Origin of the sequence: Clostridium sp., assembly GCF_047718555.1 — a bacterium.
GTDB lineage: Bacteria > Bacillota > Clostridia > Clostridiales > Clostridiaceae > Clostridium_I.
This window is the reverse complement of the sequence record NZ_JBDNRK010000119.1, coordinates 1-2818: the sequence shown is the minus strand read 5'-3', so window position 1 is coordinate 2818 and position 2818 is coordinate 1. Positions and strand designations below refer to the sequence as shown.

Here is a 2818-nt window from a genome sequence, read left to right as displayed (position 1 = left end):
GGATTCAAAATAGGCTAGCATACTGACTAGTTATTTATTTGAATATGCCTAAGTAAAAATCAGAAATATAAGTTAGCTGCAAAGGTGTCTGACTGTACGCCAAGTAAATTAACCTAGGGATGTCAGATGATGAGCTATGTATAGTCCAGTTGATTTTAGTAATCATATATATCGGAAAATTCTATTTTAATTCTTTTTATTTTGTTATTATATTTAATGCTTGTATCATTTCTGATGTTTTTATCTTCTTTTACTAGTTTTACTGGAAGAGTTATTTTAAATTCACTTCCTTGGTTTGGAGCACTTTCTAATTCAATAGTTCCATTGTGTAAAACCACTAGTTCCTTTACTAAGGAAAGCCCTATGCCGCTGCCTTCTCTGCTTCTGGATAAAGACTTGTCCACTTGAATAAACTTTTTGAATATTGAAGCTTGTTTATCCTTGGGTATTCCTATGCCTGTATCCTTTACAGAAATAACTATATTATCTTTCTTATCATATATATTAACTTCTATACTTCCCCCATTAGGTGTAAATTTTATTGCATTAGATAACAGATTCAATATTATTCTTTCCATGGCATCTAGATCAAAGGCCATAACTTTTTCTTCAATTTCTGTATCAAAGGTAATATTTATACCCTTATTCTCTACATAGTCTACAATAGATGTTACAATATTTTCTATTATAAATACTATATCGTTATTTTCAAAGTGTGTAAAAAAACTACCTGAATTAATTTTTGTTATGTCAATAAGGTTATCAATAATTCTAAGTAATCTATAGCAGTTTTGTCGCATTACAGCTGTGTATTTTTCTAAATCTTTATCTTCAATAGTACGTCTATTCCTAAGTTCTATGATTTGAAGAGCACTAAAAATTAAATTTAATGGAGTTTTAAGTTCATGAGAGATATTAGAAAAAAAGTTGGTTTTTAATTCATCATAGTATCTTAACTCCCTGATAAATTTTTCATTTCTCTCATTTTGTTTATGCTGTGTTATATCACGACCTAGTAAAATTAATCCCTTAGGACTTTTATCTTCATTGAATAAAGGAATTCTCAATGTATCGTAAATTTTATTTACGTTATCAACTTGATCCAGCATCAATTCTTCCATTCTATACATAGTACCCAATTTCCAGGCTTTTTTATCATTTCTTTTAAATTTATCAAGCACCTCTTTAGTAAAAATTGATATATTATTTAGTTTGTTCATATTGATATTTTTATAATCTTTTCTTGTAATGTTCAGCAGTTTCAAGGTTGCATCATTTATTTCAAGAAATTCATCCTTTTCATTTTTAAAATAAATTAAATCAGGAGTAGAGTTTATCAATGTCTTCAGTAAACTTTCGTGATCCGCCAGTAATCTTTCAGCAAGTTTACACTTGGATCTATTAAAAATTATAAAAAATGCTTCTAAAACAACTACAAATATGACAATAAGAATAAAAATACGTATAATCATAGATTTATATATATCAAAATATCCCATGGGCTCATTGACTATTTTTGATCCCTTAGGTAAAGAGTTTATGTCAATGTGAAATTTTTTTAGCTGTGTGTAATTGAATTCATAATTATGTGAGGTGTCTTCCGTAACAGGTATATTGGAAGGCTTTTCTCCCTGTAATATTCTTAAAGCCAGTTTACCTATACTATTTCCATAACTATCACCATATGTCATCATTCCACCTACACTTTGTTTGTTTATGGATAGGCCTTCTCTGCTGTACATAGGTATATTAGAATCTTTAAAGAGTATATCCGCAGCTGTTGTATATGGAATTATTTTATTATTACTATCTTTAAAACTTGCATTCAAATAAATAACCGTATCTTCTGGCAAGCCATCTATCTCTTTTTTTAGTTTATTTATATCGCCTTCCTCAGAAAATAAAAATTTAACTTTATCTTTATATAAGGGCATAAAACTTTTAATAATATTTTTATTGGAAACCCCATATGCACTTTTATCTGTAATTACAAATACCTGTTTAGCTTTTGGGTGAAGTTTTAAAGCAACGTCAATAGTACTTTTTACATCAGGATTCTTTGCTATTCCTGTAAAGAGTGGATGGGTATTAAGCAAAGACTTATCAAAAGAAGATACTCCCGAAAATATAATAGGGGTATTGGGAAATAATTCATTGCTATATTTAAGCATAAATTTAAAGGCACTATCATTTAAATCATCTATAGTAATTACAGCATCAAATTTAGTATTTTTATATTTGGTTTTGTATAAATTATAAATTTCCTGAAAGTATGTATCTTGAGAGACATTATTAAAGTCAAGGTATTGGAGGTTCACATTTATATTTTGTTTGCTATTTATAAAAACTGAATCTATAGAAGATAATATTGAATTATCCCAGGACATTGATTTATTTCCATCAATGAAATTACCATAGTTTTCATCTGAACTTATAATGAGTATGTTTTTTTCGGTTTCACTTGCAGCATAAACAATATTTTGAAATAAATTAACAAAGACAATAAGAACTATTAGAAAAATGCAGTGGTTTATGTATTTATACTTGAGAAAGCCCAAAATAGTTAATACCTCCGTGAAATTAAAGATTACTTGTCTTAATATGGTTATTTTTATTTCAGTCTATAGAATCTTATTTATTATATATTCTATATAAAATACAAAAATCCTCTTTTATGCATATAATTGAATTAGATAGACTAGTAAAGAAATATAGGTAAATATTGGAATATATATTAATGTATGATTATCTCACAAAAAGTATATTTAACCTGACTAACTTGGCGTAAGTCTCCCACTTCTTCAAGTGGGAGTTCAAC

At 27.8% G+C, this 2818-nt stretch carries 1 protein-coding gene; it reads right to left on the bottom strand.

Annotated elements, in window-relative coordinates; genetic code table 11:
* Positions 1 to 155 precede the first annotated feature (155 nt).
* The gene (locus tag ABF633_RS20640; RefSeq protein WP_415526606.1) at positions 156 to 2558 is read right to left on the bottom strand and encodes an ATP-binding protein; all 2403 of its coding nucleotides are present in this window, start codon (positions 2556 to 2558) and stop codon (positions 156 to 158) included.
* Positions 2559 to 2818 lie beyond the last annotated feature (260 nt).